This window comes from Nonomuraea sp. 3N208 (assembly GCF_052245935.1).
GTDB lineage: Bacteria > Actinomycetota > Actinomycetes > Streptosporangiales > Streptosporangiaceae > Nonomuraea.
The window spans coordinates 31320-51434 of the sequence record NZ_JBQQBR010000005.1 but is presented as its reverse complement, the minus strand read 5'-3'; the positions used below and the strand labels follow the sequence as shown (position 1 = coordinate 51434).

Below are 20115 nucleotides of genomic sequence, written 5' to 3'. Positions count from 1 at the left end.
GGCATGACGAGTATCTTGCGCCGCCGTCCCGCCCAGCGCCGCAGCGTGGAGCGGGTGGAGCGGATGCTCGACGAGTGCGCGTTGCTGCTCGACGAGGTCGGATATGAGGCGCTGACGACGAAAGAGGTGGCGCGCCGGGCCGAGGTGCCGATCGGCACCTTCTACCAGTTCTTCCGCGACAAACAGGGGCTGGTACGAGCGCTGGCGCTGCGTAACCTGGACGCCTTCCTCGAGCGGATCACCGAGCGTATCGCCACGGCCGATCTCGGGCACTGGACCGACCTGGTCGACCTGGCCATCGACGAGTTCGTCGACATGAAGCGCACCACGCCGGGGTTCGCGGTCATGGACTTCGGTGAGGTGCTGACCGCGCCAGGTGGGCCCGCGGTCCCGGGGACCGATCGGGTGCTCGACAAGTCGAAGGACAACAACGCGATCGTGGCCGACCGGCTGCGTGCCCTCACGACGGAGGTGCTGGGCGTCCCTGTGGGGCGGGGGCTCGATCGGGCGCTGGTGGTGGCGGTCGAGGCGACGGACGCGGTGCTCAAGCTCGCCTTTCGCGTCGACCCCCGAGGCGACGCGGCGCTGATCACCGAGTGCAAACAACTGGTCCGCCGCTACCTCTCCGACCACCTCCCGTAACCACCACCGGCACCCGGCAGCCCTGCCCCGGGACCGGGTCGCCCCGTGGCCCGACGGCGACGGCGCAACGCCACGTAGCTCAGCACGGGGCGTCCAGGCGGGCGCGCAGGTCCGGGTCCAGCTTGAGGTCCGCGGCGCCGATGGCCTCCTCCACCTGCGCCATCGTCGACACGCCCACGATCGGGACGATGCCGTCGGCCATCAGCCAGGCCAGGACCACCTGGTTCGGGGTGGCGCCCAGCTCGTTCGCCACCTCTTGGAGCACGGCGAGCCGGCCGGTGGTGCCCGAATGGTCGTAGATCTCGGAGATCGGCCGGTCGGGACGCGTGTAGGCGCCGAACATCAGCGTGTTGTACGCCCACAACGTCATGTCCGGCTCGGCGGCCAGGTAGTCGAGCAGCTCGTCCGTCACCAGCGTGTGCCCCGCCTCCGCGGGCTTGGTGAGCGGTCGCGGCCGCAGGTACGTGTGCCGCAGCTGCACGTACGTGTACGGCATCCACCCGCGTGCCGCCGAGACGTTCCTGGCCCGCTCCAGGCGCCAGGTGGCCACGTTGCTCGCCCCCAGGGCGCGGACCTTGCCCTGCGCGGCGAGCTCGTTGAACGCCCCCAGAGTCTCCTCCAGCGGCACGGACCGGTCCTCGATGTGCGCCCAGTACAGGTCGATGTAGTCCGTCCCCAGCCTCCGGAGGCTGCCCTCCGCGGCCCTGGCGATGACGGGCGCCGACAGGCCCTCGGCGGAGTCCAGGGTTCTGTCGCCGGGGACGGTGGGCCGCGCCCCGGCCTTCGTGCTGATGAAGATCTCGTCCCGGTTGCCGCGGGCCGCCAGCCAGGCGCCGATGGCCTGCTCGCTCTCGTCGCCCGTGCAGCCCTCCACCCAGAACGGGTAGTTGTTGGCGGTGTCGAGCATGGTTCCGCCCGCCTCGTGGAACCGGTCCAGGATGGCGAAGGTGTCCCGCAGGTCGACGCCGGTGCCGAAGTGAATCGTGCCGAGTGCGATGTTCATGGCCTCGACTGTGGGACCTGGAGTGCACTCCATGTCAACCGGTTGACCTGGAGTGCACTCCAGGTGGGAAACTTAGGCCGTGAGCGAGCGTAGCGAGCGAACCAATAGACACAGCACGGACACCGTCATGCGGCCTCCGCAGGAGGTCGCATGACGGTGTACACGCCTGCGGAAGCGGTCGAGGAGACCGGCTTCAGTCTTGACACTCTGCGTTACTACGAGAAGATCGGCCTGCTGGAGCGTGTCAGCAGGAACGCGTCCGGCCAGCGCAGGTTCACTCAGGACGACATCGGCTGGCTGGGCATGCTTCGCTGCCTGCGCGACACGGGCATGCCGATCGCCACGATGCTGCGCTTCGCCGAGCTCGTCCGCACGGGAGACCACACGATCCCGGATCGGATCAAGCTGCTGGAGGAGCACGACCGGCAGGTCCAGGCGCAGATCGCCAACCTGGCCGAGCGCCAGCGCTACATCCACAACAAGATTTCCTACTACCGCAGCGTCATGTAGTCCTGCCTTTGCCGTCCGGCCGGTAAACCAAGATCCATGGCCGGAGCGAGGGTCGGGCGGATCAACATGTCGCTGCGCCGCGTCGCCATGATGGGCGCGGCGATGTTGTTCCTCCTGCTGGGCCACATCACGATCGTGCAAGCGTTCTGCTCCCAGGCGCTCAACGCCGACCGCAGGAACGAGCGGCCGCTGATCGCCAGGTTCGGCCATCCACGCGGCGACATCCTCACCTACGACGGCACGGCCATCGCCACGAGCCGCCCGGCCGGCGATGGCCCGTACCTCTACCAGCGGGTCTACCGGCACGGCAAGCTCTACGCGGCGGTCACCGGGCACCTGTCGCTGTACCGCTCCACCGGCATCGAGCACGCACAGGACGCGGTGCTGTCCGGTGACGACGCCAAGGTCAAGGTTCGCTCGCTGGTCAGGGACGGCGCCGTCGAGGGGGCCGACGTTCGGCTGACGATCAGCGATCGGGCGCAGTGGGCGGCGTACCAGAGCCTCAAGGCGACGGGCGTGCCCGGGGCAGTGGTGGCGATCGACCCGGCGACGGGCGCCATCCTGGCGCTGACCTCGTACCCGTCGTACGATCCGAACGCCCTCACCACCTTCGACCGCGCCCGGCTCACCGAGACGGCGCGGCGGATGCGGCAGGCGCCCGGGCAGCCGCTGCTCAACCGGGCGCTGCACCGGGCGTACCCGCCTGGCTCCACGTTCAAGCTGGTCACCACGGCCGCGGCGCTGGGCTCCGGCGAGTACAACCCGGCCAGCCGGGTCACCGCGCCAGCGCGGCTGCCGCTGCCGGGAAGTTCCGCGTACGTCCGCAACGATCCCGGCTGCCGCGACCCGCGCCCCACGCTCATGTACGCCTTCCAGGTCTCCTGCGACACGGCGTTCGCCACCATCGGGCTGCAGCTCGGCCAGGACATCCTGCGGGACCAGGCGGAGGCGTTCGGATTCAACGCGGAGGGCCTGGCGATCCCGGTGACCACGACGCCGAGCAGGTTTCCTTCCGCGATGAACCGGGCCCAGACGGCCCTGGCGGCCATCGGGTACCACGACGACAGGGCCACGCCATTGATGATCGCCATGCTCTCGGCCGCCGTGGCCAACGACGGGGTGCTGATGCGGCCGTACCTGGTGGAGGAGGTACGTCTGGCGGACGGCTCGGTCATCAACCGGGCTGGCCCCACGTCGTACCGCACGGCGGTGCCGGCCACGCTGGCCAAGCACCTGGCGGCGATGATGACCACGGTGACGCACAGGGGCGGCACCGGAACGGGCGTGGCCATCCCCGGCGTGGAGGTGGCCGCCGAGGCCGCCATGTCGCGGACCGTCTCAGGAGCGGAGGAACACGCGCTGGTCACCGCCTTCGCGCCCGCGGACAAACCCGAGGTGGCGGTGGGGGTGGTGCTGGAGCACCCGGGCTCCAGGGCCGCCGACGTGGCCTCGATTGCGCGGGCCGTGATCCAGGCAGCCCTGGCCTGAGCGCGGGTCAGCGGTAGGCCCTGGCCTGGCGTGGGCGCCGGTCAGCGGTAGGCCCTGGCCTGGAGGGAGTAGAGGTCGGCGTAGAGGCCGTCGAGTGCCATGAGCGCGTCGTGGTCGCCTTGTTCGGTGACTTTGCCGTGGTCGAGGACGTAGATGCGGTCGGCGTAGCGGACGCTGGCCAGGCGGTGGGTGATGAGCAGGACGGTGCGGCCGTCGGAGTGGGTGCGGATGCGTTCGAAGAGGGCGTGTTCGGCTCGGGCGTCGAGTGCGGCGGTGGGTTCGTCGCAGATGAGCAGGTCGGCGTCGCGGTGGAAGCCGCGGGCCACGGCGATGCGCTGCCATTGGCCGCCGGACAGCTCGTGGCCGTCCTTGAAGCGCCGGTCGAGCAGTGTGCGGTAGCCGTGGGGGAGATCGGCGATGACCTCATCGGCGCCCGCCACCCCCGCGGCCGCGTGTAAGGCCTCGTCCCCTTTGTCGGTGCCCATCGTGATGTTGTAGCGGGCGGTCAGCGGCCAGCGGGTGTGGTCCTGGGCGATCACGGCCGTACGCAGGCGCAGGTCTTCCGGGTTGACCTGTTTCAGGTCGGTGTCGTCCCACAAGACCGCCCCGGAGTCCGGCTCGTAGAGGCCCGAGAGGATCTTGGCGAGGGTGGTCTTGCCGGAGCCGTTCTCGCCGACGAAGGCGATCACCTCGCCCTGCTTGATCTCGATGGTCACGTCGCGCAGGGCCGGCTCTTCCGCGCCGGGGTAGGTGAACGTCACCTCTCTGGCGGTGATGCGCTGGAAGCCCGGCGGTAGCGCGGCCGGTCGACTCCCGGACACGCGGTGCTCGGCATCGGCGCAGAACTCCAGGAAGTCGGTGAAGTAGAGGCCCTCCTCGTAGAGGCGGTTGGTGGCGTACATCAGATTGCCCAGCGACTGCTGGGCGGACCTGATCGCCAGGACCGCCGTGCCCGCCACGGCCAGCGGGATCGCGCCGATCGCCAGGAGCACGCCCAGTGCGACGTAGACCAGGCCGGTGCCGAGGCCGCCGAGCGCCTCGCCGGCGAGCCTGGCGAACGTCTGCCGCTTGGCCAGCTTGAGCATGACGTCCTGCTCGGCCTTGGCCACCGCGTCGTACATGCGCAGCAGGAAGCCGCGCATCGTGAACGAGCGAACCTCTGCCGCCGGCTCGCGGTTGGCCAGCAACTCGCCGATGATCCACTTGCGGCGGTTGGCGGGGATGAGGGCATAGAGGGTGGCGTAGCGCATCCTGGCGCTGCGGACCATGGCCCACGCGTCCGGCAGCACCGCCAGCAGGAGCAGCGGGAGCAGCACCGGGTGCAGGACGCCCAGCACGCCGGCCACGGCGGCGATGCCGACGGCGGCGGTCAGCACGTCGACGGCCGCGGACACCACCTGGTCCGCCATGGCCACGCCGCGCAGCCTGGCCCGCTGCAACGCGTCGTGGAAGTCCGGGTCGTCGTAGGCGACCAGGTCGACGCGGCTGGTCAGGCCGTAGAGCCGCTCCTCGGTCTGACGGCTGACCTGCGGGTCCAAGCGTGACTGCGCCCAGCCTGCGCCGGCCTGCACCGCCGTGCGCAGCGCCGCGGCAGTGGCCACCAGGGCCAGGCTGGGCAGCGCGGCCACGACGCGGTCCGGGGTCGGGCCCTCGCTGAAGAGCGCGGTGAGCACGCCGGTCGTGGCCAGCAGCCCGAACGCGGTGAACACACCACCGAGCAGGTTGAGCACGACTGCGGCCACGGTGTCGCGCGGGCTTGCCCGCCACGCCATGCGCATCGCCTGGGCCACCAGCGACGGCAGCCGCCTGGCGATGGTCAGGAAACCCACGTCCGTCAGCTTGTCCGTGTGCGCGTGCCAATCGGAGAAGGAGATCTCGCCGAGCTCCAGCGGCTCATCGGGCATGACTTGAGTGTGCCTACGGGCACCGACAGTTCTCCATAGGTTATCCTCCGTAGTGGATCGTATACTTACGGTAATGTCAGCCGGGTCTACACATTGTCTTCTGCATCGTCGTATGGCCATGTCAACGCATGTGCCGCCCCCTTCCGCGGCTCTACGGTGGGGACGCCGCGCAGCCGAGCGGGCCGGACGTCTTCGGAGGGGTGGGAGTCCGGCTCCGGGCGTGCGGCAGCGGGCTCGGGCCGCGCAAGGCTCGGGCCCGCCCGCCAGAATGCACATGGGCCTACATAGATCGGTGGATGCTGTGCCGCCCGAGGCGGTCGTACGTTGGCGGACATGCAGCCCGACGCCTCGGCCACCGTGATCAACGAGGTGTTCCACCGGGCCTATGAGCGCGGCGACCGGCCGGCGCTCGTCGACCTGCGCGGCGGCCATGTCTACGGCTATCGGCGGCTGGTGACCGAGGTGACCAGGGCGGCGTCCGGGCTGGTGCACAGAGGCGCCAGGCGCGACGAGGTCGTGGGCGTGCACGTTTCGACGGCGGGGGCGCAGACGCTGGCTGTGCACACGGTGCTGGCGGCCGGAGGGGTGGCGGCGCCCATCGACCCCGCGCTCGGCACCGAGGAAATGGCCGCCTGGCTGCGGGCCTGCGACGCACGCACGGTGATCGCCACTCCCGACCTGGCCGAGACGGCGATGTCGGCGGCGCGCGGATCCCAGGTACGACAGGTCGTCTCGCTCGGCGCGGCACACGACGCGATCGACTTCCGCACCCTGCTCACGCTGGAGCCCACCGCGCTGCCCGCGCTCGACGCCGAGCACCAGGACGCCTTGCTGCTGGCGGACGGCCGCCGCATGTCGCACACGGCGCTCCTGGCCAGGATGGCCGAGCTCGACCTGCCCGTACGCCTGGCCGAGTCCGACGTGGTGCTGACCACGTGGCGGCCCGACGGCGGCTGCGACCTGCTGGCGCTGGTCGGCCTCGGCATGTCGAAGGGGGCGCTCGTGGTGGTGTCAGGAGACGGCGGTCTTCCCGTGGACGGCCACGAGTTCGACGTCACCGTGGTGACCGGCCCGCAGCGCACGCTGGAACGCGTGCGCTGAGTATGCGGAGCGGTTACCGATGATCTCTCGGGCTCATGGCCGGGGCGCTCAAGGGGTAGCCGGATGTGCGAGTGGCTCGCCGCGTATGTAGCGGGCCACGTCCGCGGCCACGATCGCGGCCGCCTTCATCGCCGTCTCCTTACTGGCCCCGGCCAGGTGCGGGGTCATCACCAGGTTCGGTGTCGTGAGCAGGCGCGAGCCATGGGGGATCGGCTCCTCGGGGAAGACGTCCATCGCGGCGCCGAACAGCTGGCCCGAGTCCAGCGCGTCGCACAGGGCGTCGTAGTCGAGCAACGCGCCGCGGGCACAGTTGACCAGGACCGAGCCGCGCGGCATGGCGGCGAGCTGCGCCGCGCCGATCATGCCGGCCGTCTCCGGGGTGGCGCGGGCGTGCAGGGAGACGAAGCGGGAGCGGCGCAGGAGCTCCTCCAGTCCCACCTTCCCGTGAACGTCGACGTACGGGTCGTGGACGAGCACGCTCGCGCCGAAGCCCTCCAGCATGCGGGCCACGCGGCGGCCGATCGCCCCGTAGCCGATCAGGCCGACCGTGCTGCCGTCCAGCTCGGGGCCGACGTTGTCGTACTTGTAGTAGTCGCCCCGCCACACGCCCCCGGCCAGGTCGGCGTGCGTCTGCGGGATCCTGCGGGTGGCGGCCAGCAACATGGCGAGCGTGTGCTCGGCGGTGGCGACGGCGTTGCGGCCGGGCGCGTACGTCACCGCGACGCCTGCCCGCGCCGCCGCCTCCAGGTTCGCGTTCACCGGGCCGCCCCGGCTTACGCAGAACAGCCGCAGGTCGGGAGAGGCGTCCAGGACCCGCTTGGTCAGGGGAGCCATCTGCGTCACGCAGACCTCAACGCCGCGCAGCGCCTCGATCAGCTCGTCCTCCACGTCCGACGCCTCGTCCACCTCGCCCACCCGGCCGAACGGCTCCACCGGCCACGGCAGCGTCAGCTCGCGGATGTCCACCTCGCCGGGGACCTCGCGCCTGAGCGCGTCGACGAGCAGGCTGTTCTGGACGAAGTGATCGCCTGCGACAAGGACTCGGGTGGTCAACGAACGGCTCCAATCGGGGAGTTGTACTGCAGCAACGCGGCCCGTCCGCCCTCATCACGCAGACGCAGCTCGGTCAGCGCGCAGTTGTCCAGGCGCGGGAACAACCGCCGGTACTCGCCGAGCGGCACGCCGATCAGCCGGCACAGGGCCAGCCTGATCGCGGTCGTGTGCGCGACCACCAGCACCCGGCCACCTCCCCGCCCGTCCCCCCTCTGCTCGGCGGCGATGTCGTGCAGGGCCGCGACGAAGCGGGCGGCGGCCTCGTGCGGGTCCTCCCCGCCGGGGAGCGGGTGCCCGGCGGGATCGGCTTCGAAGGCGGCGCGTGCCTCGGGAAAACGCTCCGTCATCTCGGCCGCGGTCAGGCCGTCCGCCTGGCCGAAGTCCAGCTCCCGCAGCCGGGGGTCGGTCCGGACCGGCACGCCTGCCTTGGCAGCGCTCGCCTCGGCGGTGATCCTGGCGCGGCTGAGCGTGGAGGCCCACACCGCCGTCAGGTTCGCATGCGCGGCCCATTCGGCGAGCAGGGCGGCCTGGGCGTGGCCGCGCGGGGTGAGCTCGATGTCGCTGATGCCGGCGTAGCGGTTCTCGGCGTGCCAGACGGTCTCGCCGTGGCGGACGAGCACGAGGTCGGTCATCGGGCGGTCCTCTCACGGGCGTGTCGCGCGGCCTGTTCTCGAAGCCAGCCGCGTTGCTCCAGCTCGGCGACGAAGCGCAGGTACGGCTCACGCAGGTCGGTGTGCGACGGCTCCACCGTCGCGCGGGTCCTGATCATCCGGCTGGGGTCGCCGCCGGCCAGGACCGCCATGCCCAGGGCGGGCTCGGCGTTCTCGCGCAGCGTCACGGGACGTCCCAGGACGTCCGCCCTGAGCTGGGTCCAGAACGGGCTGCGGGTGGCGCCGCCGGTGAGGATGATCTCACCGTCTACGGGGGCGCCGATCAGGTCGAGGTAATCGAAGCAGAGCCGCTCGACGAAGGCGGCGCCCAGGAGGATCGCCGCATAACGCTCGACGTCGTCGGCCGGCTCGCCGAGCGTGAAGGTCTCGGCGTCGGGCGCGTCGAACGGGAAGCGCTCGCCGCGCGACACCAGCGGGTAGGTGACGGGCGCGGATGCGGGCCATCCGGTCCCGGTCGCAGGGCTGCCGTCATCCGTCCGTCCCCGGCCGAAGCGGGCGGCGGCCTGGGTGCTCAGCGCCTCCAGGTCTCGGCCGGGCAGGTCGCGGGTCAACGCGCCGGCGCCCGTGCTGGACGCGCCGCCCGGCAGCCACGAGCCGTCCGGAGCGCGGTGCGAGTACACCACGCCGAGCGGGTCGTGGAGCAGTTCCTTCGTCACGCCTTTGAGTACCAGCGTCGTGCCCAGCACCGAGTTCCAGCTCCCGATCCGCGTGGCGCCCGCGCCGAGCTGGGCCGCGCAGCCGTCCGTGGTCCCGGCGATCACCGGCGTGCCCGCAGGGATGCCGGTCTCCGCTGCGGCCTGTGCGCAGACCACCCCCAGCGGGGTGCCCGGCCGCACGACCTCGGGAAGCATCTCCGGAGGCAGCAGGTCCAGCACCTCGGCGGGCCAACGCTCCTCGATCAGGTCCACGCCGGTCTTGAGCGCGTTGCTCAGGTCGGTGGGCACCTCGTGCCCGACCAGCCGTCGGTTCACGAAGTCGTTCTGGTGCGCGGCCCGCCGGGGCTCGGCCCCCTCCGGAGCGTCCCTGAGCAGCCACAGCAGCTTCGGCAGCGCCCAGTTGGGCTGCATGCGGCGGTAGCCGAGCCGCTCCCACACCGCCGCGCCCACCTCGTTGACCCGGTCGGCGTCGGCGCGGCGGTCGTCGTACATGAGCGCCGGGGTCAGCGGCCGGCCGGCTGCGTCCGTGAGCAGGATCGTTCCAGAGGTGGCGGCCACGGCCACGCCCGCGACCAGGGAAGAGGGCACGTCACGCAGCGCCTCACGGGTAGCGGCGGCCAGCGCGCGCCACCATTCCTCGGGGTCCTGCTCGTGGCGGGGCCCGTCGCGGCGGCTGGTCAGCGGGCGGCCGGCCGCACCGAGCACCTCGCCGCCCTCTCCGACGGCCATCGCCCGCACACTCTGCGTGCCGAGGTCGATGCCGATCCACACGCTCATGTACGGCCCCTCATCTCGCCCAGCAGCGGCCACGAACCCGCGTTGGCCTCGCGCAGGGCCAGGAAGTCGGCGAACATCCGCGCGTAGAACGCCTGCCGCCCGGGGTCGGGCTCGACCGCGTCGCGCAGGCGCACGTGATCGGCGGCCGCCGCGGCGACGGACGGCGTGGCGCCCGTCGCGGCCAGGCCCACCAGGTACGCGCCGCGCGCCCCCACCTCGGCGTCGACCGAGCGCCGCACCGGCAGCCCGGTGACGTCGGCGATCATCCCGAGCCAGGCGGTGTTAGCCGACCCGCCCCCGCACACGCGCAGCTCCGTGGGCACGGCGCCGGTGGCCGCCAGGCAGTCCTTGATCACCATGGTGAGCCCTTCGAGTGCCGCCCGCGCGACGTGCTCACGGCCGTGTTCGAACGACATGCCGAGCATCGCGCCCCGCGCGAGGGAGTCCGTGAACGGCGCCCGCTCGCCGGCCGGCGACAGGTACGGCAGGAACGTCAGCCCGCCCGCACCGGGCGCGCTCAACCCGGCCAGTTCTCCGAGCTCCGCCGGTTCTCGCAGCCCCAGCAGGCGGCACGTCCACTGCACCACCTCCGTGCCCGCGAACGTGGGGAACGCCCGCAGGTAGCCTTCGGGCAGCGCGATCGTGATGCCGATCGGCTCACCTTCCAGCGCGGGGGAGTCGACGACGACCTCGGTGCACAGCGTGGTCCCGAGGATGCCGCACGCCTGTCCGGCCGTCACCGCGCCCGCGCCCAGCGCCGTCGCGGCGATGTCATAGGGGGCCATCACGACCGGCGTCCCGGCGGCCAGTCCCAGCGCTGCCGCCGCCTGCGGGCTGAGCTCGCCGGCCGGGCAGGAGCGGACCGGTGGAAGGAGCCGCTCGGCCCATTCCAGGCCGAACATGGCGAGCAGTTCGGGCGAGTAGGCCCGCGCCCGCAGGTCCATGAACGGCGCGGAGGCGTCGGACTCGTCCGTCACCGGCTCCCCGGTCAGTTTCGCGAAGATCCAGCCGCCGCAGGTGAGCATGGCGGCCGACCGGTCCAGCCGGTCCGGGTCGTGCTCGCGCAGCCAGGTCAGGATCGCGTGTGGCAGTCCGGACGCGGCCGAGGAGCCGTTGATCCGGAAGGCCGCCGCGGCCCGTCCGCCCCGCGTCCAAGAGTCCACGATGGCCGCCGCGCGGGCGTCGTTCCACAGGATGGCCGGCCCGGTGGGCTCGAGATCCGATCCGACCAGCCAGCAGCCGTCGCCCTGGGCCGTCACCGCCAAGAAGTCGACGTCCCCGGTCGCGACCTCGCGTACCGTAGCCGCGACCGCGTCCCAGACCGCTGCCATGTCCTGCTCGGCGTGGCCGGGCGCGGGCCTGGACACCATGGTCTCGCGCCGGGAGACGGCCGACTCCGCGCCGGCGGCGTCGTACGCGACCGCCTTGATGACCGTGGTCCCCGCGTCCACGCAGATGATCGCCATCAGGCCCTGCCGTGGGAGGTCCTCGACCGGCGCGACACGGAGTCGACGATCACTGCGAGCAGCAGCACCGCGCCGGTGACCACGAACCGGATGGAGGAGTCCAGGTTGAGCAGGGTCAGGCCGCTGGAGATCGACTGGATCACGATGATCCCGAGCAGCGCGCCGAACGCGGTGCCGCGCCCGCCGAACAGGCTCGTCCCGCCGATCACGGCCGCCGCGATCGCGTTGAGGTTGACGTCGCCCGCGCCGCTGCTCTGGTTGGCCGCCGCGAGCCTGGCCGCGGCCAGGATGCCGCCGACCGCCGCGAACGTCGAGCACAACACGAACACCGAGGTGTAGATCGCCTTGACGTTGATGCCCGCCCGGCGCGCGGCTTCCACGTTGCCGCCCACCGCGTAGACCGCCCGGCCCCACTTCGTCCGCGACAGCAGGTAGTGCATGATCAGCACGAGCGCGACGAAGAAGACGAACATCCAGCCGATGCCGCGGGTCTGGCCGAGGTACCAGACCACGAAGGCCAGCACCGCCAGCAGCGCCACACTCCTGAGCGCCAGCGTGGACACGCTCCTGGCCGACAGCCCCGCCCGGCGCCGCTCCCGGGCGTGCAGGTAACCGCTGGCGAACAGCCAGATCGCGGCGATCAGCGCGAGCGTGTACGACAACCAGGCCGGGACGAAAGCGAGTTGCGCGAAGTTCACCAGCCCCGAGTCGAAGGGCAGGTTGATCGATCCCCTCGTGCCGAGCACGTACAGCTGGAGCCCGAGGAAGCCCAGCAGGCCGGCCATCGTGATCACGAAGCTCGGCACGCCGAACCTGTTGAACAGCTGCCCGTACAGCCAGCCGATCACGGCGCCCATGATGACCGAGGCCGCGATGGCCAGCCAGACCGGCAGCCCCTCGCCCACGAACAACACCGCGAGCACCGCGCCCGAGAGCCCGCTGACCGAGCCGACCGACAGGTCGATCTGGCCCACGAGCAGCACGCATACGATGCCGAGCGCGATGACGCCGACCGCGGCGGATTCGAGGGTGAGGTTCACCAGGTTCGCACTGGACAGGAAGACCGGGTTGAGCACCTGCAGAACCGTCCAGATGACCACCAGTCCGACCACGACCGGGATGACGCCCAGGTCGCCGCCACGGGCCCGCTCGACCACGTCGGCGAGCGCCCCGCGCAGCCCGTCGCGGTTCTGCAGGCGCTCGTCCTGGCGATCCGTGGTGAGTGTGCTCACGACGGCATTCCTTTCTGTGGCGTGTCCATGGCCTCACTCCGTTCGGCGGGCTCGGTCGCCATATGCCGCCGCCTTCCCCCGCTCTGGTCGCTGCGCTCCCGCCGCTCCTCCAGGCGACGGCGCTCCCTCGCGGAGACGGCGTTGTCGGTGGCGCCGGTGATGGCGGCGATGATGTCCTCGGTGGTGACCTCGCTGACGTCGAACACACCGTTGTTGCGGCCGAGCCGCAGCACCGCCACGGTGTCGGCGACGGCCTTCACGTCCGCCATGTTGTGGCTGATCATGATGACGCCCAGGCCGTTCTCGCGCAGCCGCTCGACCAGGTTGAGCACCTCGGCGGTCTGGGCCACGCCGAGCGCGGCGGTGGGCTCGTCAAGGATGATGATCTTCGGGTCGCCGAGCAGCGACCTGGCGATGGCGACCGTCTGACGCTGGCCGCCGGACAGCGCCGCGACCGGAACCCGCACGCTCGGGATCTTGGCGGACAGCTGGCGCAGCAGCTCCCACGAGCGGGTCTCCATGGCCACGTCGTTCAGCCGCAGCGGGCGGATCTCCTGGCCGAGGAACAGGTTCTGGATGACGTTGAGGTTCTCGCACAGCGCCAGGTCCTGGAAGACGGTGGCGATGCCGAGCTTGTGCGCGGCGGCCGGGGTCGGGATGTCGACCTCGCGGCCCTCGAACGTGATCGTGCCGGAGTCCTGCGGGTGCACGCCCGACAGGATCTTCACCAGTGTCGACTTGCCCGCGCCGTTGTCGCCGACGACCGCGACGACCTGGCCGGCGGCGACGTCGAGGTCGATGCCGGTGAGCGCGGCCACCGCGCCGAAGGTCTTGCTGACAGCGCGGAGTGAAAGAACGTTCATCAGCTCATCCATTGATTCCGAGCTCGGCACAACCCTTGGCGTACTCGCCCGTGCAGATCTCGGCGGCCTTCATGATGCCGCTGTCGAACAACACTTCCTTGATGTTGTCCTTGGTCACAACCGTGGGGGTGAACAGCTCGGACGGCGTGTTGTACAGCGTGGTCTTGCCGGCGGGCTTCTTGCCCTGCATGAACTCCCAGGCCACGTTCGCCGACGCCTCAGCCACGATCTTGATGGGCTTGGAGATCGTGTTGTACTGGTCGCCGGCGATGATGCGCTGCGCGGCGGCGGGCTCGGCGTCGTTGCCGGTGATCGGCGGCACCTTCACGCCCGCGGCCTTGAACGCGGCGATCGCGCCGCCGCCGGTGCCGTCGTTCGCCGCGACCACGCCGACGATCTGGTCCTTGAACTGCGTGATCTGGCCGCTCACCCAGGTTTGCGCCTTCTCCGGCTGCCAGTCGGGGGTGTCGTACTCGGCGAGCAGCTTGAAGCCGCTGGGGTCGACCGCGCTGTGGATGCCCTTCTTGATCAGTCCGGCGGCCGCGTCGGTCGGGGAGCCGTTGACCTCGAGGATCCCGCCCTCGGCCTTCTCCTTCTTCAGGTGGTCCACCAGGGACTGGGCGATCATCTGGCCGATCTTCTCGTTGTCGAACGAGATGTAGTAGTCGGCCGGCGTGGCCGGGATCGGGCGGTCGTAGGCGATGACCGGCACCTGCTGCGACTGCGCCGACTTGACGATGGTGGCCGCGGCGGCGGAGTCGACCGGGTCGAGCACGATGGCCTTGACGCCCTGGGCCAGTGCGGAGTTGGCCTGTTGCTGCTGCTTGGCGGCGTCGGAGTCGGCGTTCTGGTAGATGACCTCGCACGTCGGGCACAGCTGCTTCATGCGCGCCTCGAACAGCGGCTTGTCCTGCAGCTCGTACCTGGTCGACGCGAGGTCGGGCATGAGGAAGGCGACCTTGGCGTTCTGCAGATCGCCGCCGCCGCTGGTGGTGGTCCCGCCGGCGGAGCCGGAGCCTGACCCACACGCGGCCAGCACCGAGCCGGCAAGCACTGCCACTGCGGCGAACGCTGAGGTCCGCATCTGAGCTCTGTTCACGGATTCGTTCCTCACTCGCTTCGTCCTCGCGGACGGGTCCTTACGCTCGCTGCCCCCGAGACACGGACATGCCCTCACACAAGGGAAAACCCGTGGTGCGGCACACGTTAGCGCGCGGTCAGAAACTTTGTCCAGCACAGATGTTCAGAGCTGGCGGGCGGCCGCCACCAGGCCCTCGGCGGTCGGGGTGTCGGTGACGAGCTGCTTGAAGTAGCCGCCACGGGCGCCGGCGACGATCGACAGCACCTTCTCCGCGCCCACGGCCACGGCGATCACGGCGGGGATGCGGCGCAGCTCCTCCAGCTTCGTGGCCACCAGTCGCTCGCTGCCCGGATAAGTGATCGGGGCGCCGTCGCGGTCGTAAGCCCGCATACACACGTCGCCCACGGCCTCGCGCAGGCTGTCGGCGTCGCGCGGCATGAGCGAGGGGACCATCTGCCGCATCAGCGGCGGCGAGCCGACGCCGACGATCGCGACTTTGGCATGGGCCCACAGGTCCATGACACGACGCACGGACGGCTCGTGCTGCAGGGAGTAGAACAGCTCCGGGCCCGGCAGGGCGGGCGCATAGAGGTAGGCGGGCACACCGCCGACGCGTTCGGCCAGGATGCGGGTGGTCTCATTGGTCTGGAACCAGGGCTGGGGCTCCTCCTGCCCGCCGACCGCGGGCGCGATCGTGACGCCGGGGAAACGGCCGAGCCCTTCGCGGGCGCACTCGTAGACGGTGCTGCCGGAGGAGACCAGCACGACGTCGCCGGACTCCAGGCCCACGGCGGCCAGCGCGCGGGCCACGCCGGGGGCCAGCCAGGGGCCCAGTGCCGGGCCGCTGACCTTGGGCACCAGGAAGACCCGCTCCAGGCCGAGCGCCTGCGCGACCTCGTCGGCCAGCGGGCCCTCCGCCAACGTGGCGGGACGGTGCACCTTGATCTCGACGATGCCCTGCTTGCGTGCCTCGGTGAGCAGCCTGCTCACCGTCGCTCTGGAGACGCCGAGCCGCTTGGCGATGTCGCCCTGGGTAGCGTCCTCCATGTAGTACTGCTGCGCCGCCGCGTACATCAGCTCATGCGGGAACCTGGCCTGCTGCGCGTCCGGGGCGACGTCGGCGGCATTCATTGCACGCGCTCCTCGTGAACAAGCTTGCTGAACTGATGTGCAACGACTATACCCGTGTGCTCTCCGGAGAGAAGGCTAGTCGTCGATCATGATCAGCGGGCCGGTTGCGGCGCGGGAGACGGGCGCAACACGCCGGCCAGGGCCAGCGCCACCAGGATGCCCCCGCCGCCCGCGACCGCGATCGCGGGGCCGGGCCCGATCGCCTCGCCCAGCGCCCCGACCAGGGCCGCGCCGACCGCCTGGCCGGTCATCAGCCCGGCGGACTGCAGCCCGAACGCCTGCCCGCGCACCTCCTCGGGCACCGCGTCCACGAACCGCCGCTGCAGCCCCAGCTGGTACGCCAGCCCCGCGGTCGCCACCCCCGCCAGCACGGAGGCCCACACGACCTCCGGCCCGAACGCGTAGCCGATCCAGGGGATCCCCAGGAGCAGCGCCAGAGGCAACGACAACCGCTCGCGCAAGGTCGGCGCCGCAAAGCGGCCGACCGCGAACTCGCCGACCGCCATGCCGCCCGCGGCCGCCGCCAGCACGACCCCGGCCTGTCCCTGCCCGCCCATGTACGGCACCACCATGGCCTCGGCCCCGGCCAGGCACACACACGGCAGCCAACCGGCCAGCAATAACCCGCGAACCGGCCGGGCGGCCAGTAGCCGCCGGTTGACCCGCAGCGTCTCCCGTACCGCACCGCCCCGGGCCGCACCCCGCGCCGGCTGGTGCGGGAGCCCCACCCGCAGCACCACGGCGGCAACGACCGACAGGGCCGCGGTGACCGCCAGCGCCCCGGAAGGCCCGGCGAACCCCAGGAACGCGCCGCCGATGGCCAGCCCGACGATCTGCGCGCTCGCGGAGGCGACGTTGAGCACCGAACGCCCCAGCACGAACGCGTCCCCGGGCAGAATCTCCGGCAACATCGCCGCCCGCGCCGCGAAGAACACCGGCGAGAACAGCCCGGTGACCAGCACCAGCGCCAGCAGCGCCCACACCGGCAGCCCCGCGTACGCCAGCAGCAGGCACGTGACCGCCCTGACCAGCTCGCCGGCGATCATCAGCGCCCGCGGCGGCACCCGGTCGGCCAGCGACAGCAGGAACAGCCCGCCGAGGATGAACGGCAGCCACCCGGCCATGTACGCCGCGGCCGACAGTCCGGGCGAGCCGGTCCGCTCGTAGACCAGCACGGCGAGGGCGAGCATCTTGATCATATCGCCGACGATGAGCAGCACGAAGCTGCCGAACAACACCCGGAACTCTCTGACGGCGAACACCTCGCCGAACGTCGCACCCTTCATGGGACCGATGCTGCGAGCGCCACAGCCATCGGGCGACTTTTTCGGATATAACCGAAAGGTGGTCGTGAGCATCGAGGTCACTCCGCAGGACCTGGTGGCCAGTAGGTTCGCCATCTCGCCGCTGATCGAGACCATGCACGCCCAGTGGGTGCTCGCCGGCCGGGCCGAGGCAGGCGTACACGGCCAGTGGGCCATGCGGTGGCGGGAGAAGTACCGGGAGCTCGCGCGTGATCATCCCGCCCTCCGGGCGGCCGGGGCGATCAGCGGCAACATGGGCGACGCGAACGTCGACTTCGTCGCCCCTCCGCCCACGGCCGTGGACGTGCCGTTCGAGGCTGAGCTGGCCTCCATGCGGGCCACGCCGCTGGAGCAGGCGCACGGCGAGATCACCAGGGTGCTGGCCGGGCGGCCGGTTCCCGGCTGGGTCCTTGACCTGCTGCTGGGGCCGCATGTGGTCGTGCGGCTCGCGGATGCGTACGAGGCACTGTGGACGGAGATCGTCTCCCACGAGTGGCCTCGATTCCGGGCGATCCTCCAGCGCGACGTGGCCCAGCGGGCGGGACGGCTCGCCGCCTACGGCTGGCAGTCGGCGTTGGAGGACCTCAGCCCGCGCGTCCACTGGCGGCGCGGCGCGCGCATCGAGCTCGAGATGAGGTCGATCAGCGGGCCGCGCAGGCTCGGCGGCAAGGGGCTGCTCTTCCTCCCGTCGGCGTTCATGCGCACCATCGCCGTCTACCTGGAGGACGCCTGGCCATACGCGATGATCTACCCCGCCAGAGGAATCGCGGCCGCTCCCGCGGCGCCTGACGCGGACCTGTCGTCGCTGATCGGCCGCAGCCGCGCGCTCATCCTGGCCGAGCTCGCCGAGCCGGCCACGACCACGCAGCTCGCGGCCCTGCTCCGGCAGAGCGTGGGCACCACGGGCGAGCACGTCGCGGCGTTGCGCAGGACGGGCCTGATCACCGGCACCCGTACGGGCCGCAGCGTCCTGTACGCCCGCACGCCACTCGGCGACGCATTGATCAAGGGAGCTCACCCGAGCCGCGGGGGATGAGGCGGACCGGGAGCTGGATGTGCTCCGGAGGTCCCACGTCGCCGCGCAAGCGGCGGAACAGCAGCTCGGCCGCCACCCTCCCCATCCAGGACGGGTCCTGCGCCACGACCGTCACCCCAGGCCGGAGCAGGTCGGACAGCTCGAAGTCGTCGAAGCCCACCAGCGCGATCGGCCGGCCCGCCAGCGCCCGCAGCGTGGTCACGGTGCAGCGGCCGTTGCCGGTGAACAGCGCCGTCGGTGGCCGGTCCAGGGCGAACATCCTGTTGAGGTCCGCCCGTACCCCCTCCAACGTGGGCGGCCGCATGGAGACCAGCCGCGGGTCGTACAGGCCGCCGAGAGTTTCGCGGTAGCCGCGGTGCCGCTCGGCGGCGGTGTAGATCGCCAGGTCGTCGCCGAGGAAGGCGATGCGATGATGACCGTGCCCGAGAAGGTGGCGGATCGCCTGCTCGGCCCCGCCCGCGTTGTCGGCGAGCACGGTGTCCACGTCGAGCCCCGCCCCCGGCGGCCGGTCCGCGAACACCACCTTCGTCCCCGCCTCCAGCTCCGGCCGCAGGTACGTGTGGTCGTCCCCGGCCGGCACCACGATGAGCCCGTCCACCCGGCGGGTGAAGAACGTCTCGACCAGCTCCCGTTCCCTGACCGGCTTCTCCCCGGACGAGCCGGTCAGCAGCAGGCAGTCGTGACCGATGACCACGTCCTCCACGGCCCTGCTCAACCCCGAGTAGAACGGGTCGGCGACGTCCTCGATGACCAGCCCGACTGTGGCCGTCCTGCCCCGGCGCAGCACGCGCGCGCTCTCGTTGCGACTGTAGCCCAGCCGGTCGATGGCCGCGCGCACCCGCTCGGCGGTGGCCGGGTGCACCCCGGGCTCGCCGTTCACGACGCGCGAGACGGTCTTGAGCGCCACGCCCGCGGACGTGGCGACGTCCTTCATCGTCGGTCTCACGCCAGGATCATGTCTCACCAGGTAGGGGGCAGACAACGTTGTCAAGGCGGCCCGTGCGAGAGTGTTCCCCTATGTCGTTGAGATCCGCCGTGCTCGTGGCCGGGTTCGTCCTGGCCGCGCTCAACCTGCGGCCCGCCATCGCGGGCGTCTCCCCGCTCCTCGACGAGATCATGGACGACGTCGGTCTCTCGCCTGCGGGCGGCGGCGCGATCACCACGGTCATGGTGATCTGCCTGGGCGTGTTCGGCCCGCTCGCGCCACTGTTCGCGCGGCGTATCGGACTCGACCGCATGCTGCTGGCCGGGCTGCTCGTCATCGCCGTCGGCGTCGCGCTGCGCGGCCTCGACGGCGCGCCGGTGCTCTACCTCGGCTCCGCCCTGGCCGCCACCGCGATCGCCGCCATGAACGTCGCCATGCCCGCCGTAGTCAAGCAGCACTTCCCGGCCAGGATCAACCTGATGACCGGCGTCTACGTCTCGGCGGTGGTGGCCGGCGCCGCCACCGCCTCCGCCGTGATGATCCCCGTCGAGAACGCCACCGGGTACGGCTGGCGCGGCGTCTCGGCGCTCCTGGCCGTGCCCGCCCTGCTCGCGGCGTTGCTCTGGCTGCCCCAGGCCCTGGCCAAGCAGGCCGGGCCGCAGAACGGGCCCAGGCCGTTCGGCATTGTCCTGCGCAGCCGCGTGACCTGGTACATCACCGGCCTCATGGGCCTGCAGTCGCTCACTTTCTACGTCGTCCTGGCCTGGCTGCCGACGATCTTCCTGGACCACGGCCTGCCCGCCGACCAGGCGGGCTACCTGCTCAGCCTCACGAACCTGGTCCAGGTCGCCGCCTCGCTCGCGGTCCCCGTGCTGGCCGGGCGGCGGGCCTCGCAAGTGCCCTACGTGGTCGGGGCGGGCGTGCTGACCGTGATCGGTTACCTCGGCGTGCTGCTGGCCCCGTTGACCGCGCCGTGGTTGTGGATGATCGTGCTCGGCGTCGGCCAGGGCGCGTCGTTCGCGCTCGCGCTGCTCATCATCGCCCTGCGACCGGCCGACCCCGCCACGGTGACCGCGTTGTCGGCCGTGGCCCAGTCCGTCGGGTACGTGATCGCGGCGCTGGGGCCGATGCTGTTCGGGCTCCTGCGGGAGCTCTCCGGAGGCTGGTCGGTGCCCCTGATCGCGGTGCTGGGAGTGCTGGTGGTGCAGATCTTGGCTGGGTGGTTCGCCGGACGTCCTGCTACCTTAGGTAAGGCTAACCTTTAGGGGAGGG

18 protein-coding genes are annotated in these 20115 nt (G+C 71.3%); 6 read left to right on the top strand and 12 right to left on the bottom strand.

Features of this window, described 5'->3' with window-relative positions; translation table 11 throughout:
• Positions 1–3: 3 nt before the first annotated feature.
• The gene (locus tag ACTWPT_RS08465; protein ID WP_443176706.1) at positions 4–642 is read left to right on the top strand and encodes a TetR family transcriptional regulator; all 639 of its coding nucleotides are present in this window, start codon (positions 4–6) and stop codon (positions 640–642) included.
• A gap of 79 nt (positions 643–721) precedes the next feature.
• Here ACTWPT_RS08465 and ACTWPT_RS08460 read toward each other — a convergent pair whose 3' ends face one another.
• Positions 722–1645: an aldo/keto reductase gene (locus tag ACTWPT_RS08460; protein WP_443176705.1), complete on the bottom strand. Its 924-nt coding sequence runs from the start codon at positions 1643–1645 to the stop codon at positions 722–724.
• A 150-nt stretch (positions 1646–1795) separates the two neighbouring features.
• Here ACTWPT_RS08460 and ACTWPT_RS08455 point away from each other — a divergent pair, with 150 nt between their 5' ends.
• Both ACTWPT_RS08455 and ACTWPT_RS08450 read left to right on the top strand, forming a co-directional pair.
• A complete protein-coding gene (locus ACTWPT_RS08455) occupies positions 1796–2155 on the top strand; it encodes a MerR family transcriptional regulator (RefSeq protein WP_443176704.1) in 360 nt (119 codons plus the stop codon).
• A 36-nt stretch (positions 2156–2191) separates the two neighbouring features.
• A complete protein-coding gene (locus ACTWPT_RS08450; RefSeq protein WP_443176703.1) occupies positions 2192–3643 on the top strand; it encodes a penicillin-binding transpeptidase domain-containing protein in 1452 nt (483 codons plus the stop codon).
• A gap of 41 nt (positions 3644–3684) precedes the next feature.
• Here ACTWPT_RS08450 and ACTWPT_RS08445 read toward each other — a convergent pair whose 3' ends face one another.
• Entirely contained in the window at positions 3685–5547 is a 1863-nt protein-coding gene (locus ACTWPT_RS08445) for an ABC transporter ATP-binding protein (RefSeq protein WP_443176702.1), read from the bottom strand.
• Positions 5548–5880: 333 nt separating this feature from the next.
• Here ACTWPT_RS08445 and ACTWPT_RS08440 point away from each other — a divergent pair, with 333 nt between their 5' ends.
• A complete protein-coding gene (locus tag ACTWPT_RS08440) occupies positions 5881–6648 on the top strand; it encodes an AMP-binding protein (RefSeq protein ID WP_443176701.1) in 768 nt (255 codons plus the stop codon).
• A 48-nt stretch (positions 6649–6696) separates the two neighbouring features.
• On the opposite strand, the gene ACTWPT_RS08435 is transcribed toward ACTWPT_RS08440, so the two are convergent.
• From ACTWPT_RS08435 to ACTWPT_RS08395, 9 genes are all read right to left on the bottom strand, one after another.
• A complete protein-coding gene (locus ACTWPT_RS08435) occupies positions 6697–7701 on the bottom strand; it encodes a 2-hydroxyacid dehydrogenase (RefSeq protein WP_443176700.1) in 1005 nt (334 codons plus the stop codon).
• Positions 7698–8333 carry a histidine phosphatase family protein gene (locus ACTWPT_RS08430; protein WP_443176699.1) on the bottom strand — a complete coding sequence of 212 codons (636 nt, stop codon included), beginning with the start codon at positions 8331–8333 and terminating at the stop codon, positions 7698–7700. The genes ACTWPT_RS08435 and ACTWPT_RS08430 overlap by 4 nt, the downstream gene beginning before the upstream one ends.
• Entirely contained in the window at positions 8330–9805 is a 1476-nt protein-coding gene (locus ACTWPT_RS08425; RefSeq protein WP_443176698.1) for an FGGY-family carbohydrate kinase, read from the bottom strand. Before ACTWPT_RS08425 ends, ACTWPT_RS08430 begins: the two co-directional genes overlap by 4 nt.
• A complete protein-coding gene (locus tag ACTWPT_RS08420) occupies positions 9802–11271 on the bottom strand; it encodes an FGGY family carbohydrate kinase (protein WP_443176697.1) in 1470 nt (489 codons plus the stop codon). Before ACTWPT_RS08420 ends, ACTWPT_RS08425 begins: the two co-directional genes overlap by 4 nt.
• On the bottom strand, positions 11271–12503 hold the full coding sequence (locus ACTWPT_RS08415; protein ID WP_443176696.1) for a sugar ABC transporter permease: 1233 nt from the start codon (positions 12501–12503) through the stop codon (positions 11271–11273). Before ACTWPT_RS08415 ends, ACTWPT_RS08420 begins: the two co-directional genes overlap by 1 nt.
• Positions 12500–13366 carry an ATP-binding cassette domain-containing protein gene (locus ACTWPT_RS08410; RefSeq protein WP_443176695.1) on the bottom strand — a complete coding sequence of 289 codons (867 nt, stop codon included), beginning with the start codon at positions 13364–13366 and terminating at the stop codon, positions 12500–12502. The genes ACTWPT_RS08415 and ACTWPT_RS08410 overlap by 4 nt, the downstream gene beginning before the upstream one ends.
• A 4-nt stretch (positions 13367–13370) precedes the next feature.
• Positions 13371–14465, bottom strand: coding sequence for an ABC transporter substrate-binding protein (locus ACTWPT_RS08405; protein WP_443176694.1), 1095 nt, complete (start codon positions 14463–14465; stop codon positions 13371–13373).
• A 144-nt stretch (positions 14466–14609) separates the two neighbouring features.
• Positions 14610–15578 (bottom strand): sugar-binding transcriptional regulator, encoded by a 969-nt coding sequence (locus tag ACTWPT_RS08400; protein WP_443176693.1) that lies wholly within the window; start codon positions 15576–15578, stop codon positions 14610–14612.
• Positions 15579–15670: 92 nt separating this feature from the next.
• A complete protein-coding gene (locus ACTWPT_RS08395) occupies positions 15671–16864 on the bottom strand; it encodes an MFS transporter (RefSeq protein ID WP_443176692.1) in 1194 nt (397 codons plus the stop codon).
• 64 nt (positions 16865–16928) lie between these two features.
• On the opposite strand from ACTWPT_RS08395, the gene ACTWPT_RS08390 reads away from it, so the two are divergent.
• Entirely contained in the window at positions 16929–17918 is a 990-nt protein-coding gene (locus tag ACTWPT_RS08390; RefSeq protein WP_443176691.1) for a winged helix-turn-helix domain-containing protein, read from the top strand.
• On the opposite strand, the gene ACTWPT_RS08385 is transcribed toward ACTWPT_RS08390, so the two are convergent.
• On the bottom strand, positions 17887–18864 hold the full coding sequence (locus ACTWPT_RS08385) for a LacI family DNA-binding transcriptional regulator (protein WP_443176690.1): 978 nt from the start codon (positions 18862–18864) through the stop codon (positions 17887–17889). The genes ACTWPT_RS08390 and ACTWPT_RS08385 overlap by 32 nt on opposite strands.
• A 71-nt stretch (positions 18865–18935) precedes the next feature.
• On the opposite strand from ACTWPT_RS08385, the gene ACTWPT_RS08380 reads away from it, so the two are divergent.
• Positions 18936–20108: a CynX/NimT family MFS transporter gene (locus tag ACTWPT_RS08380; RefSeq protein WP_443176689.1), complete on the top strand. Its 1173-nt coding sequence runs from the start codon at positions 18936–18938 to the stop codon at positions 20106–20108.
• Positions 20109–20115 lie beyond the last annotated feature (7 nt).

Coding starts and splice junctions, on each gene's coding strand:
- ACTWPT_RS08465 (WP_443176706.1), top strand. CDS start 4: ATGACGAGTATCTTGCGCCGCCGTCCCGCCCAGCGCCGCAGCGTGGAG.
- ACTWPT_RS08430 (WP_443176699.1), bottom strand. CDS start 8,333: ATGACCGACCTCGTGCTCGTCCGCCACGGCGAGACCGTCTGGCACGCC.
- ACTWPT_RS08445 (WP_443176702.1), bottom strand. CDS start 5,547: ATGCCCGATGAGCCGCTGGAGCTCGGCGAGATCTCCTTCTCCGATTGG.
- ACTWPT_RS08460 (WP_443176705.1), bottom strand. CDS start 1,645: ATGAACATCGCACTCGGCACGATTCACTTCGGCACCGGCGTCGACCTG.
- ACTWPT_RS08455 (WP_443176704.1), top strand. CDS start 1,796: ATGACGGTGTACACGCCTGCGGAAGCGGTCGAGGAGACCGGCTTCAGT.
- ACTWPT_RS08420 (WP_443176697.1), bottom strand. CDS start 11,271: ATGGCGATCATCTGCGTGGACGCGGGGACCACGGTCATCAAGGCGGTC.
- ACTWPT_RS08380 (WP_443176689.1), top strand. CDS start 18,936: ATGTCGTTGAGATCCGCCGTGCTCGTGGCCGGGTTCGTCCTGGCCGCG.
- ACTWPT_RS08400 (WP_443176693.1), bottom strand. CDS start 15,578: ATGAATGCCGCCGACGTCGCCCCGGACGCGCAGCAGGCCAGGTTCCCG.
- ACTWPT_RS08425 (WP_443176698.1), bottom strand. CDS start 9,805: ATGAGCGTGTGGATCGGCATCGACCTCGGCACGCAGAGTGTGCGGGCG.
- ACTWPT_RS08450 (WP_443176703.1), top strand. CDS start 2,192: ATGGCCGGAGCGAGGGTCGGGCGGATCAACATGTCGCTGCGCCGCGTC.
- ACTWPT_RS08440 (WP_443176701.1), top strand. CDS start 5,881: ATGCAGCCCGACGCCTCGGCCACCGTGATCAACGAGGTGTTCCACCGG.
- ACTWPT_RS08395 (WP_443176692.1), bottom strand. CDS start 16,864: ATGAAGGGTGCGACGTTCGGCGAGGTGTTCGCCGTCAGAGAGTTCCGG.
- ACTWPT_RS08410 (WP_443176695.1), bottom strand. CDS start 13,366: ATGAACGTTCTTTCACTCCGCGCTGTCAGCAAGACCTTCGGCGCGGTG.